This window comes from Flavobacterium piscinae (genome assembly GCF_004122145.1).
Taxonomy (GTDB): Bacteria; Bacteroidota; Bacteroidia; order Flavobacteriales; family Flavobacteriaceae; genus Flavobacterium; species Flavobacterium piscinae.
This window is the reverse complement of record NZ_SBKQ01000005.1, coordinates 103,473-116,141: the sequence shown is the minus strand read 5'-3', so window position 1 is coordinate 116,141 and position 12,669 is coordinate 103,473. Positions and strand designations below refer to the sequence as shown.

Here is a 12,669-nt window from a genome sequence, read left to right as displayed (position 1 = left end):
TGCTGAACCTTTTTTGTTGGATACAAATTAAAAAAATTACTTTTGCAAAAAAGAATTCCATGCCCAAAGAGCTTCTCATTCAAGTCACACCCGAAGTTGCTGCCAATGATTTTTTACTCAAAGATCATGTGGCTAAAATGATTCGGGTTTCAATGAATGAAGTGCAGCATATTTCGATTGTAAAACGTTCGATTGATGCCCGTCAAAAAGCCATAAAAATCAATTTAAAGTTGATGATTTTTTTTCAAGGCGAACCGTTTACTGAGCAAAAAATTGAATTACCCATTTATCCGAATGTAGCCAATCAAAAAGAAGTAATCGTGATTGGAGCGGGGCCTGCCGGACTTTTTGCCGCTCTTCAACTCATCGAACTAGGTTTGAAACCCATCGTTCTCGAACGGGGGAAAGATGTTCGTGGCCGTCGTCGAGATTTAAAAGCGATAAATCGTGACCATATTGTAAATGAAGATTCTAACTATTGTTTTGGCGAAGGTGGTGCCGGAACCTATTCTGATGGAAAACTCTACACGCGTTCCAAAAAACGAGGTGATGTAGACAGAATTTTGCAATTGTTAGTGGGTTTTGGTGCTTCTCCCGATATTTTAGTAGAAGCTCATCCACACATCGGAACCAATAAATTGCCACAAATTATTCAAGACATTCGTGAAAAAATCATCGAATGTGGCGGGCAAGTTCTGTTTGAAACCCGTGTAACCGATTTTATCATTAAAAACAATGAAATACAAGGCATCGTTACCCAAAAAGGTGATACGATTTCGGCGAATAAAGTCATTTTGGCAACCGGACATTCGGCACGGGATATTTTTGAATTGTTGGATAGAAAAAAAATCCTCATCGAAGCCAAACCTTTTGCGTTAGGCGTTCGGGCGGAACATCCGCAAGAGTTGATTGACTCGATTCAATACAGTTGTGATTTTCGAGGGGACTATTTGCCACCGGCTCCGTATTCCATCGTCAAGCAAGTGAATGGTCGTGGGATGTATTCGTTTTGTATGTGTCCGGGCGGCGTAATTGCACCGTGTTCAACAAGTCCTGGCGAAGTAGTGACTAATGGTTGGTCACCTTCCAAAAGAGATCAAGCTACCGCCAATTCAGGAATTGTAGTCGAATTAAAATTGGAAGATTTCAAACCCTTTGCCAAATTCGGACCCTTAGCCGGCATGGAATTTCAAAAAGCCATCGAACAAAAAGCATGGAACTTAGCGGGTCAGACGCAAAAAGTTCCGGCACAACGCATGGTTGATTTTACACAAAACAAAGTTTCTACTTCCATTCCCAAAACATCGTATGTTCCGGGAACTACTTCAGTAGAAATGGGTCAGGTTTTTCCCGGATTTTTAACGCAAATCATGCGAGAAGGCTTTGTGCAATTCGGAAAATCAATGAAAGGTTATTTAACCAACGAAGCTATTTTGCATGCACCGGAAAGCCGCACATCTTCACCTGTTCGCATTCCAAGAGATGCACAAACGTTAGAACATCTTCAAATCAAAGGTTTATATCCGTGTGGAGAAGGAGCAGGGTTTGCTGGCGGAATCGTCTCAGCTGCAATTGATGGAGAGAAATGTGCTTTAAAGATTAAGGAGAGTTTGGGGTAAGATAATCGTTTAGTTTTACAAAAAAGTCGTTGTGTTCGGAACATTTTTTGTCTTCAATAAAATTTAACAAATAGACAAGCAATTCATCACCTAACATTGGAAATTTTTTATTTTCTAAAATTATTTTATTGTATAACTTTTCCAATTCAAGACCTGATTCTTTTGTGCAATAACTTGTAATTGCATCGTAAAAATCTAAATTTTGATATTGATTTTCACAAGACTCTTGCAGGTAAGAGAAAAAAGATGAATGAGGAAATTTTGATATTGCTAAAAAATTAATTTTTTTATTTTCAAGAATGATATTCAGATCTTTATCTTCTTTAAAACTGGCTAAAGTAGCTAGAGTTTCTCGAGTGGGGTATTTAGTTGCAATTGATTTTACTTTGACATAATCATTTAACTGATAATCATTTAATCTAAATATAGTATTAATTGTTATTGGATTAATTGAGTCAGTTTTTAATGCAATTCCATTTAGTTCATTGATTGAATTTATTATTTCTTCATAATTCCAATTCGAATGATAATCTTCAATAGGAAAAAATTCATATGCTTTTGGATCTTTTAAAATTTCAGATTCTAATGCTTTTCTGTCTTCAATTTTTCTTTTTTCATTAAAAAAATAACTATAGAATTCAGCCGCTAAAGTAGAAGTATGACCAACACAACCAACCGTAATATTTAAAGTGTCATTATTTTTAAGAAAAAGTTTGAAAATTTCGGTATTCTTTTCATATTTTCTATCAACTAACAAGTAAGAGAGATAAGCTTTTGTGGATAAGTTTCCATTTTTTACCATGTAGACTAATTCATCAGTTGAAGCAATGGAATCAATATCTTCAAATAGTTGATAGGATTTACTTTGAATGCCACCAAAAGAAATATGTTCACTTTCAACTCTTTCAAAAGTATTTAATTCTGAAAAAAGAATGTTGACCTTTTCGGAGAGTTGTGAAAAGGCTACTATTGGGAAAAATAAAAAAATAAATTTTTTCATATATTTCTAATAACTCAAAAATAACTAAACTATTTTAAATTCAAACCAAAATTACTATCTTCAACACCCGTTAAACTTATCACAAATCCATATAAATCAAAATAAAAACGAACTTTTTCTTACCTTTGAAGTGCTATTAAAAAGCTATGACAGAAGAAAAAGTAATTTTAGTAAACGAAAACGACGAGCCAATTGGGTTGATGGAAAAACTCGAAGCTCATGAAAAGGCGGTACTTCATCGTGCTTTTTCCGTTTTTGTATTGAATGATAAAAACGAAGTGATGTTGCAACAACGTGCTCATCATAAATACCATTCGCCTTTGTTGTGGACGAACACCTGTTGCAGTCACCAACGGGAGGGCGAAACCAATATTCAAGCCGGAACCCGTCGATTATACGAAGAAATGGGTTTTACCACCGAATTAAAAGAATTATTTCATTTTATTTACAAAGCTCCGTTTGATAACGGTTTAACCGAACATGAACTCGACCACGTTATGATTGGATATTACAATGAAGCTCCAAAAATTAATCCCGATGAGGTAGAAAGTTGGAAATGGATGAGTATTGAAGCGATTAAAGACGATATTCAAACGCAATCTGAAAACTACACTGTTTGGTTTAAAATCATTTTTGATGAGTTTTATCATTTTTTGGAAGAACACAAACTGTAAAATAACAAGAACAAAAATCAACTTCAAATTTCAATAAAATGAGAGTCACTGTTTCCAGAAAAGCTCACTTTAACGCTGCTCACCGATTGTATCGCAAAGATTGGTCGATGGAAAAAAACGATTTGGTTTTTGGAAAATGTAACAATCCCAACTATCACGGACACAATTATGAATTGATCGTAAGTGTAACTGGAGAAATAGACCAAGAAACCGGTTTTGTGATGGATGTAAAAATTCTTTCCGACTTAATCAAGGAACATATTGAAAATGCATTTGACCATAAAAACTTGAATTTGGATGTTCCGGATTTTGATAATTTGAATCCGACGGCTGAGAATATTGCCGTTGTAATTTGGAATAAATTACGTAATTACATCAAAGATTCACTTGATTTAGAAGTCGTTTTATACGAAACTCCTCGAAATTTTGTAACCTATAAAGGAAATTAAAATGGCATTGAAAGTAGGTGATACAGTTCCACATTTTATAGCAAAAAATACACAAGGAGAACGTTTTGACAGTTCATCGGTAATAGGAAAAAAACCGGTTGTTATATATTTCTATCCAAAAGATGATACACGCGTTTGTACTGAACAAGCATGTACATTTCGAGACAAATATGAAGAATTTACCGATTTAGGAGCGGAGGTGATTGGTGTGAGCGGAGATTCATCCACTTCACATCAAAAGTTTGCTCAAAAATATCAATTGCCTTTTACACTTTTATCCGATCATGATAAAAAATTACGCAATCTATTTGGTGTTCCCACCGCTTTATTTGGACTCATACCCGGTCGTGTGACCTATGTAATTGATGAAAAAGGAATTATACGTTTGATTTTTGATAACCTTTCCGGAAAAATCCATATCGAAAAAGCTCTTCAAATGCTAAAAAAAATAGTATAAGTCTTTGAATAAAAAATAGTATCAATTCAATTGCTTATTTTTGACCTTTGTAAAAAAACAATGGCATCATTTTATCCGCTTACTTTTCATCCCATTTTAAAAGAACGCATTTGGGGTGGGACCAAATTAAAAACCTATTTAAATAAGCCAATCAACTCTGAAATCACCGGAGAAAGTTGGGAAATTTCTACCGTTCCTAATGATGTAAGTGTTATCAAGAATGGTCTTTTCAAAGGGAAAAATATTAATGAATTGATTGACTTATATCCTGAAGAAATACTGGGCAAAACGGTTTTTGCTCGATTCGGGAAACAATTTCCTTTGCTTTTTAAATATTTAGATGCCCGAGAAGACTTATCGATTCAGTTGCACCCTAATGACGAATTAGCAAAAGCACGTCATAACTCTTTTGGAAAAACCGAAATGTGGTATGTCATGCAAGCGGATGAAAATGCTCGTCTGATAATTGGATTTAAAGAAGATTCTTCTCGTGAGGAATATTTAGAGCATATTGAAAATAAAACGCTCATTTCACTTTTGAATGAAGTTCCTGTGAAAAAGGGCGATGTTTTCTTTTTAGAAACCGGAACCATACATGCTATTGGTGCCGGCATTGTGATAGCGGAAATTCAACAAACCAGTGATGTTACCTATCGAATTTATGATTGGGATAGGGTAGATGCCAATGGAAACGAACGTGAATTGCACACCGAATTGGCGTTGGATGCAATCAATTATAAAACAACTTCTTCCAAAAAAGAATACAAAGCAATAGAAAATAATAGTTCATCATTAGTAGATTGTCCGTATTTTAAAACCAATATAATTTCACTTAACGGTGAATTGATAATTGAAAAGAATAATGATTCTTTCATGGTTTTTATGTGCACAGGAGGTAGTTTTGAATTGTTTCTGAAGGATGAAAAATATGCTTATCAAACGGGTGATACGATTTTACTTCCGGCTATACTTACTTCTTTCAAGTTAAAAGGAACTTCAACACTATTAGAAATTACGGTTTAGTTCAAAATTGATTCTTTTTCAACACGAATTTCACTAATTAACACGAATTGGTTAAATTATAAATTCGTGCTAATTCGTGAAATTCGTGTTTAATAACAAGTACACACTTTTTTCGTCTTGAATTTCATTATTCACACAAATTAGTGAAGTATAAAATTCGTGCTAATTCGTGTATTTTGTGGCTTTTAATAAAATTTTATGTACTTTTGCACCGCAATTAAAATTAAATAAAAAATGGCAAGTATTAGAAATTTAAAGAAAGATATCAATTTTGTAATGGGTGATATTATCGAGGCGGTTTATTACCATGAAATGACAACAACCGGAAAACCAACAGAACAATCCAGTGCTTTGATTGATGAGGCGATAGCTACGTTTGATACCTTAATTACAAAAGTAAACGATAAAAAAGTAGAAAGCCGTAAAGCTCATTTAAAGCAAGTAGAGAAGGATTTAGAAGCGGCTGCTATTCAATTAGTTGAAAAAGTAAACGCACTTTAATCCATTTTTTTGATAAAAAAAGTGCTTTTTTGTTTTGGAATATTCATTTTCAAAATTATATTTGCACTCACATTGAGACGCCGGTGTAGCTCAGCTGGCTAGAGCAGCTGATTTGTAATCAGCAGGTCGTGGGTTCGAGTCCCTCTATCGGCTCAATTGAAAAGGACAATCTTAGGGTTGTCCTTTTTTTATTTTACTTATTAACTTCACAACTGTAAAAGGACTAATTTAAACACGATAAATCGGTAAAGACTAATCAAGAATAAAGTGTGTAAAACAGCAAATCCTATTCCTTTTAAAATTGAAACCCACCTTTTTTGTTGAAAAACACGTTGGAAAATAATTGAACTGTAAATAACAAAAATTGTAATTGAAATGAATGAAATATGGATGTCTGAATTTTGGTTTTCATTTGAAATTGAAAATAAAGAAGAAATTAAATTTAATATTAATAGATATAAAATTGGAAAAACAAAAAATAGAGCTGATAAGTAAAAAATATTCATTTCTGTCGCTAAAATAATATTGTCATACAACATTAGCTTTTGTTTATAAAACAAAAAGAAAATAAAAATAGAAGAAATTGGAATAAACGAAAAAAGAACCACTTTAGAAACAAATTCTGATTTACTTTTAAATTTTTGACTTAATTCTTCAAAAGAAATTTGTTCTTTTTCCAATTTATTATTCAGCTCTTTTTTTACGGTACTACCAAAAATAAGGGTGCCTTTATAGTATTTCATTTCAGTATTCAATCCACTAAAAATAGGAAAAAGTAAATACAATACGACCATTACAAAAAATAGAGAAATAGGCTTGAAATATCTTTTTTGCTTTCCGTTACAATAATCTAATGTCAACTGTCCCGGACTTTTGATAACTGTGAATAGCGATTTAAAAAAAGAATTATCAAAATTGGTAAAAAAATGAAAAATCTCAACACCAATTTTTTTTATGGATTTATCTTCTTCATGAAAAACTTTTTGTCCACACATAGGACAAAAGTTTCCTGAGAAATCGGTTTGACAGTTTTTACACTTTTCCATACGTGTAAAGGTAAATAGTTTTCTCTAATAAAGATTTAGAAATCAATTTTTTAGAACTTTTTTCCAAATCACATCCTTGTCAGATTGAATTTTAACCCAATACATTCCTTGGGCATAAACACTAAAATCAGGCGATGAAAATTGATCTCCGCGTTGAATAAATTGCAACGTGTGAGTATACAATTCCCAGGTGTGGGATAGATGTTCAGCCGATTGAATAGTCAATTCATGAACCACTGGATTGGGAAAAACTTGCCATTTCTCTTTTGTAATATCAGTGGTTGAAAGTGGACAAACCAAATCATTTATTTTGTCCCAAATCTGAGTATTCAATAAAAAGGGAACGGGCAAATCATCCGGATTGTCACCCATTCTAATCCATACCAATCCTTCGCTGGGAGTGATACTCAAAAACTGACCGTTTTTTCCTGCCGCCAAATAAGTGTCTGCAGGGGCATTGGGAATTAAGAATCCTGGGAAAGTTGCGGTTGTACCTGGAACCATAAAAGAACTTTTTCCATTGAGCCACCACAAATACCCATAAGACAAATTCAGGTCTTGTGAGGTGTTTATCATCTCATTAAAATACGTAGCATCGGTCATGATGGGTGTTGTACCCCAACTACCTTCATTAAGCATGAGCAAGCCAAAACGGGCCATACTGCGGGGTGTACTAAAATACACATTGTTTTCTTCTACCGGAAGAAACGTACCATTCATCCCGATTGGGATTCTTACTTTTTGCGAAAAATATTGATTTAATGTGGTGTTCGTGGCACCTTCAATTACTTGATCCAATAGGGTATAAGGAGCATTGTGATAATACCATTGTTCGCCTGCATCAGCAAGATACAACAAACACGTAGGGTCTGTACACCCTAAATTAGGAACTGTATAATCCAATCCGGTGGTCATGCTGAGTTGGTTTTTGACGGTAATGAGTTGTTCTTTTTCCAGAGGTGCTGTTGTCCAACCTTCTCCTAAATAATCAGCGGTAGGATCATCAATAGATAAGAAACCTTCTTGTTGTGCAATGCCTACCGTAAAAGCGGTTATTGTTTTTCCGGCAGAAGCCCAATACCAATTATCAGTGGGCTGAAAACCATCAAAATACTGCTCTAACACTATTTTTCCGTCTTTCAATAATAAAAAGGCTTTGGATTGATTTTCTTCTAAAAAGGTATAAAGAGCTTCAATTTTTTCCGGGCAATAGCCCAACATAGCAGGTGAGGTAGTTTCCCAAGCCGTTCCGGAGGTGGGCGGGAAATAGATGTCCTGTCCCACAACGGCACCAGTACAGCCAAACAACAAGAAAAAGTAGATTTTTTTCATAGCTTTTTTTTTTAAAGGATTGGTAGTTAGACACTAAAATTAATAAAAGGTTTAACATTCATCATTTAAATACAATTTAATTTATTCTTCATCCGTCACATACTCCAAAATATCACCGGGTTGGCAATCCAAGGCCTTACAAATGGCTTCTAGCGTACTGAATCGAATGGCTTTTGCCTTTCCGGTTTTTAAAATGGATAAGTTGGATAAAGTTAAATCTACTTTAGCAGAAAGTTCGTTCAACGATATTTTCCGTTTGGCCATCATCACATCGAGGTTTACAATAATTGCCATGACTTATATGGTTAAATCGTTTTCTGCCTGAATGGCTACTCCTCTTGCAAAAAGTGTTGCTATCACATAAATTACCGCTGCCATTAAGATAAACGCTTGACTGTCTACCCAAAAGTCCTGTAAGGCATCCATATTATACCCTTTATCTACCAACTTTTCAGCAATTTGTTTCGCCAAATAACTCAACAGCCCTATTGAAAGAGTAGTGGAGCTTATCTTGGTAATTTGTCCGGAAACAAATGTACTAAATGGTTTTTCAAGGTCTAGTTTATGCAAGAGTACAATCACTTCATAAAAAAGATAGGCTTTCAAAACAGCAATGGACAAAATAAAACTGTACATACCAAAAAAAGTAGGTTTACTTTGTTTATACATGTCCATTAAATCTAACTTTTGATATAAGTTAGCAATGATTTCCGGTTTGAAAAGACTAAATACAAAGTTCACTAACAAACCACCGGCTTCAATGCACAAACCCACAAAAATGATATAAGCTACAACGTGCAAGCCTTTAAAAATGATGTTATTTCTTTTTGACATAATGAGATTGATTTACAATTATGCCGTAAATATATAAAAAATATTTATTGATAAACAATAAAAATGTATTTTTATTCGATATTTTTAAGGGGTTTCTGTTGATGTGATTTCTAAAGATACTTGCTATACTTAATAAAATCCTAGAAAACTTATTTGAACGAGATAGATTTTTTTGTTAACAAATAAATCGGCGACTTTATTCTGAAATTTGTCCTAAGCATATTTGATTATAAGAGGCTACAATTTTTGCTATTTCATTGATTTTAAATACTTCTTGTTCAATTTTTCCAATTAGTTTCGGACAGTTAGTAAAATATTCTTTCATGGCGTTTTTAAAGCTTTTTGCAAAGGGTAGTCCTTTTGTATAAAGATGTTCAACTTCATCACTTATTCCATGACCAACATAATAACTATATCTTGGAATGTTGACTTCGGTATAAACATTTGTTCTGTTGTTGATTTTTAATGTTTCACCATTTTCTATTCCAACTGTTGGGTTATCCAATTCGTTAAATATACTTCATCTACAATGGTCCAGGAATGACAATTTCTGTTTCCTTGGCGATCAAATCCTTTTTGTGTTGTGGTTATTAATTCGACATTTTTATTTCCTAATGAACGAAGTTTTAAAGTAAATGCGACAATATCGTAAGAATTAATATCAAAATAGGAACAGCCTCGCTCGTTCATCCACCATTCGATATCCGGTTCATGAAATAATATAATTTTCACATTTTTTAAAGAAACTGCATTCCCGCCTGAATCATCTGAATGTGAAAACACGGACGCATTTCTGAATTCCTCTTCATATTTTGTTGGAGAACCGCTAAATAGTTGTTCAAAAACAGGTTTCATCAGTTCGGCTTCCCACAACATTCCCTCTTTAAAGTGATGTCTATGTTTATGAACGGATTCATAAAATCTTGCCAAATCTAACGGTGAATCTACCGAAAAAACTCCTTTTATCTGAATACCATGTTTTGATTTACCTTGTTGGCAATATTGAGCATACCGCAATGCTCTGGTTCCACTGGCTGAAATACCACCGATAAAAATGTTTGTAATTGGAATTTTGTGTTCTTGAACAACCTCATAAACCATCTCGTCCAAAACAGCAATAGTTTCATCCGATGTAAAAAATTCAGGAAAATTCTTTGAAGAAACGGTATATAAAGTCATTAATCCCTCATTACTACAAAGACTTGTAAATTGATGGGGAGAAGGCACAGCAAAGTTTGGTAAAGCACTGTAATCTCTAATCACAAGCCCTCTTATGGATTGTGAATTCGGAATTACTTTTACGTAACAATTAGACGTGCTGTCACTTTTGTTTTTATAAACGTATTCGAATTGCTGACAGTAAATTGTTGAGCAGACAATTAAAGTTATTATTGCAAACAGTATCTTCATTGGTTTTTCAAATTTGCCACTAACATGATAAACTTTTTCAAGTTCACTTACTTTTTAAAAAAGGATTTCCTTTATCTAATGAGCCATGATTTTAAAAAAGTGCTGCAATTTTATATTCCAAAGCTAATAAAATTAATACATTTTTTTCTTTTTTTAGACAATTTCCTTCCCCAACTTAATCCTTTCTATGATAAGAGACTTCTCTTTATTTTTATATGTATTTATTAACCACTATGTTTATCTTCAAATAAGTTTTTTTGAATATTGAATAAGTCTTAATTCTTGGCAGTATAAGCATTGTAAAAATTCCTAGTGGCGGGTATCTTCTTTAAGTTTTTGTTTGACAGATTGAAACCATTCCTCCTTCAAAATACTCAATACAATACTGTCTCTTCTTGTGCCGTCGGGTTTGTAAGTGTTGCTTCGTAGTATGCCATCTACTTTACATCCAATGCTTTTCATCGCATTGATACTACGTGTATTTTCATGATCTGCTCTAAATTCTACACGTTCCATTTTTAAAACCTCAAAGGCAAATTCGAGTAGTAATAATTTACAGTTTTTATTAATACCGGTTCCCTGAAATTTTTTCCCATACCATGTAAAACCAAGTTGTAGCGTTGCATTTTCTACTTGAATATCATAAAACCGTGTGCTTCCGGCATATTGATTGGTCCGTTTATCAAACACAAGAAACGGATAGCTGTTTTTATTTTGTCGCCCTTCTAAAGCTTTTTCGATGTAAATTTTCATCTTTGCAGGTGAATCGGCTTGAATAAGCGAATACCTCCAAAGTTCAGGTTCATCAATGGAAAAATGAACTAATTTTTCTATGTCATCGCTCTTTAAAGGGGTTAATTTAACGACACTGTTTTCTAAGGTATATTCTTCTTGAAAGGCTAGCATATTATTTTATTAATTCCATTAATTTTTCAGGATTCTTTAAAGGTTTAAATCCAAATTGCTCATAAAGTTTTTGAGCATCACTGGAGGCTAATCGCCATATTTTGACCTCGTTAAGCTCGGGGTGATTCACTATAAAATCCATTAGTAGTTTTGAATACCCTTTCCCTCGATGTTCTTCTGTGATGAACACGTCCATAAGATAGGCAAATTGGGCATAGTCGGTCACAAGTCTGGCATATCCAATCTGTACATCATCCAAATAAACACCAAAATTCAAAGAATTCTCCACGAGAACTTTCATCTGTTCCAAAGTCCGCCCTTTCGCCCAATAGGTTTTGGAAAGAAAGGAGTGGAGAAAGACGATGTCCAACTTATTTTTATCCGTCGAAAGGGTAATTTTACCTTTCATTTTATCAAGTGTTATGTAAACTCATGCTTAATCAATATCAATTTTAAGATTTGAAAGCATTTTATTATAAGCCGATAATAATACTATCATAAATATACTATTTCCAATCCCATCCCAAAGCTAAAAAAATTAAAACATTATTTTCTTTTTATTACCAATTTCTTCCCCAACGGTGACCTATTAACAATTGGAAACATGCTCTATTCATTTACGTTTTAACTCGCGAATTGGCGGTGAAATGATGATTTGCGACAAAGTCAATCCATAAAGCCATCAGGATTTGCCCAACAGTGTGTTATCAAAGAAGACTTAGATGAACTGATATGCTTATTTTTTCAATTGACTTTCATACAGGTTGATCCACTGTTCAACACTCATTTTCTGCATTAATTCACCAATGAGTGCAAAAGGAATGGCTTCCGGTTTTTTAAAACGTATACAACTTTTACCCATGTCTAGTTTTTGAGAGCAATGTTTAGGATATTCTGCTACAAACCACTGTAAAAGTGTTGGGTCTGTATAGATACCCATATGGTAGAAGTTAATTGAGTTTTTTTGATTGGCTAACCCGGCAAAGGGTAGGGGTTCTGTGGGTTTGCAATGATAACCGGCCGGATAATGAGAGTGAGGAACTACATAACCTAAACCGCCGTAACTGATTCCGGGTTCAAATCCTTTGGGGAGATTTTTTACAATTACGTCATGCAAATGTCGAAAAGCTGCTGCTCGTTCTGCAGGAATGTTTTCCAAGATAGCTTCTACAGTGGTGCCGATGGCTTTCATGAGTTTTAGTTTTGAAGCGAGGGTGAGCTGACGTGCTTTCACCTCACCGATTTTACTTAATCAAATATAAAAAAAATAATTTAAGTTAGAAGGCTGGTTGTTCAATACAAACATTTTTAAAAAGTAGACTGAATTTTTTATAATCGTGAACTTACTTTTGGAAGGAGATAACCGCCTATTTTAACCATTTACAACCGGTTATCGATAGACATTCTTACTACTTAAT

16 protein-coding genes and 1 tRNA gene are annotated in these 12,669 nt (G+C 33.9%); 7 read left to right on the top strand and 10 right to left on the bottom strand.

From position 1 onward, the window contains the following. Positions 1-59 precede the first annotated feature (59 nt). Positions 60-1,619, top strand: coding sequence for an NAD(P)/FAD-dependent oxidoreductase (locus EQG68_RS06045; RefSeq protein ID WP_129463895.1), 1,560 nt, complete (start codon positions 60-62; stop codon positions 1,617-1,619). Here EQG68_RS06045 and EQG68_RS06040 read toward each other — a convergent pair. Then, the gene (locus tag EQG68_RS06040; RefSeq protein WP_129463894.1) at positions 1,600-2,619 is read right to left on the bottom strand and encodes a hypothetical protein; all 1,020 of its coding nucleotides are present in this window, start codon (positions 2,617-2,619) and stop codon (positions 1,600-1,602) included. The genes EQG68_RS06045 and EQG68_RS06040 overlap by 20 nt on opposite strands. Before the next feature lie 146 nt (positions 2,620-2,765). Here EQG68_RS06040 and idi point away from each other — a divergent pair, with 146 nt between their 5' ends. From idi to EQG68_RS06010, 6 genes are all read left to right on the top strand, one after another. Next, positions 2,766-3,293 carry an isopentenyl-diphosphate Delta-isomerase gene (gene idi, locus EQG68_RS06035; RefSeq protein WP_129463893.1) on the top strand — a complete coding sequence of 176 codons (528 nt, stop codon included), beginning with the start codon at positions 2,766-2,768 and terminating at the stop codon, positions 3,291-3,293. Between the two features lie 38 nt (positions 3,294-3,331). Next, positions 3,332-3,742 carry a 6-pyruvoyl trahydropterin synthase family protein gene (locus tag EQG68_RS06030; protein WP_129463892.1) on the top strand — a complete coding sequence of 137 codons (411 nt, stop codon included), beginning with the start codon at positions 3,332-3,334 and terminating at the stop codon, positions 3,740-3,742. 1 nt (position 3,743) lies between these two features. Beyond that, positions 3,744-4,199 (top strand): peroxiredoxin, encoded by a 456-nt coding sequence (locus EQG68_RS06025; protein WP_129463891.1) that lies wholly within the window; start codon positions 3,744-3,746, stop codon positions 4,197-4,199. A gap of 60 nt (positions 4,200-4,259) precedes the next feature. After that, on the top strand, positions 4,260-5,222 hold the full coding sequence (locus EQG68_RS06020; protein WP_129463890.1) for a type I phosphomannose isomerase catalytic subunit: 963 nt from the start codon (positions 4,260-4,262) through the stop codon (positions 5,220-5,222). A gap of 234 nt (positions 5,223-5,456) precedes the next feature. Then, positions 5,457-5,723 carry a hypothetical protein gene (locus tag EQG68_RS06015; RefSeq protein WP_129463889.1) on the top strand — a complete coding sequence of 89 codons (267 nt, stop codon included), beginning with the start codon at positions 5,457-5,459 and terminating at the stop codon, positions 5,721-5,723. A 79-nt stretch (positions 5,724-5,802) separates the two neighbouring features. Beyond that, positions 5,803-5,876 (top strand) — tRNA-Thr (locus EQG68_RS06010). 53 nt (positions 5,877-5,929) lie between these two features. On the opposite strand, the gene EQG68_RS06005 is transcribed toward EQG68_RS06010, so the two are convergent. The 9 genes from EQG68_RS06005 to EQG68_RS05965 all read right to left on the bottom strand — a co-directional run bounded on the left by EQG68_RS06005 (position 5,930) and on the right by EQG68_RS05965 (position 12,443). Continuing rightward, positions 5,930-6,769, bottom strand: coding sequence for a DUF3667 domain-containing protein (locus tag EQG68_RS06005; protein ID WP_129463888.1), 840 nt, complete (start codon positions 6,767-6,769; stop codon positions 5,930-5,932). A 42-nt stretch (positions 6,770-6,811) separates the two neighbouring features. Continuing rightward, entirely contained in the window at positions 6,812-8,101 is a 1,290-nt protein-coding gene (locus tag EQG68_RS06000; RefSeq protein WP_222845200.1) for a serine hydrolase, read from the bottom strand. An 81-nt stretch (positions 8,102-8,182) separates the two neighbouring features. Beyond that, positions 8,183-8,395 (bottom strand): helix-turn-helix domain-containing protein, encoded by a 213-nt coding sequence (locus EQG68_RS05995; protein ID WP_129463887.1) that lies wholly within the window; start codon positions 8,393-8,395, stop codon positions 8,183-8,185. A gap of 3 nt (positions 8,396-8,398) precedes the next feature. Further along, positions 8,399-8,935 carry a DUF2975 domain-containing protein gene (locus EQG68_RS05990; protein WP_129463886.1) on the bottom strand — a complete coding sequence of 179 codons (537 nt, stop codon included), beginning with the start codon at positions 8,933-8,935 and terminating at the stop codon, positions 8,399-8,401. A 196-nt stretch (positions 8,936-9,131) separates the two neighbouring features. Beyond that, the gene (locus EQG68_RS05985; protein WP_129463885.1) at positions 9,132-9,440 is read right to left on the bottom strand and encodes a hypothetical protein; all 309 of its coding nucleotides are present in this window, start codon (positions 9,438-9,440) and stop codon (positions 9,132-9,134) included. After that, positions 9,416-10,345, bottom strand: coding sequence for a hypothetical protein (locus tag EQG68_RS05980; RefSeq protein ID WP_129463884.1), 930 nt, complete (start codon positions 10,343-10,345; stop codon positions 9,416-9,418). Before EQG68_RS05980 ends, EQG68_RS05985 begins: the two co-directional genes overlap by 25 nt. 309 nt (positions 10,346-10,654) lie before the next feature. Continuing rightward, a complete protein-coding gene (locus EQG68_RS05975; protein WP_129463883.1) occupies positions 10,655-11,251 on the bottom strand; it encodes a GNAT family N-acetyltransferase in 597 nt (198 codons plus the stop codon). A 1-nt stretch (position 11,252) separates the two neighbouring features. Next, positions 11,253-11,660, bottom strand: coding sequence for a GNAT family N-acetyltransferase (locus EQG68_RS05970; RefSeq protein WP_129463882.1), 408 nt, complete (start codon positions 11,658-11,660; stop codon positions 11,253-11,255). A gap of 327 nt (positions 11,661-11,987) precedes the next feature. Beyond that, on the bottom strand, positions 11,988-12,443 hold the full coding sequence (locus EQG68_RS05965; protein WP_129463881.1) for a DUF1801 domain-containing protein: 456 nt from the start codon (positions 12,441-12,443) through the stop codon (positions 11,988-11,990). Positions 12,444-12,669 lie beyond the last annotated feature (226 nt).